The organism is Desulfocicer niacini, assembly GCF_054657595.1.
Genome location: NZ_BAAHYK010000225.1, coordinates 1 through 273 on the forward strand (window position 1 = coordinate 1; position 273 = coordinate 273).

At 42.5% G+C, this 273-nt stretch carries 1 protein-coding gene; it reads right to left on the reverse strand.

Annotated elements, in window-relative coordinates:
* The coding region (locus tag ACYQ2M_RS25500; protein ID WP_459919205.1) for a phage integrase N-terminal SAM-like domain-containing protein at positions 1 to 180 on the reverse strand (180 nt) is incomplete at its 3' end.
* Positions 181 to 273: the final 93 nt, after the last annotated feature.

A 273-nucleotide genomic window follows, 5' to 3' on the forward strand; every position in this document is an offset into this window, starting at 1 on the left:
AAAGTATATTTTCAATTGTTCCGGGTTTAGTTTGTCTGGGCAGCAGTCAAAATAGTTACTGACCCGGCGAACGGCTCTGGAGTAAGCGTCAATTGTTTTTTGGGCTTTACCCTGAAGTTTGAGAGATCTCTGATGAAGTTTATAAAGTTTGTCGAATCGAGCTGTTTCTGATTTTTTCATGGTATGTTCCTTTTTTGAAGTGCCCTGAATTGGGCATCTTTAAGGAATATACACTATTTCGGGGTTTTCCGCCGCGCAGCGGCTTCGTCCAAC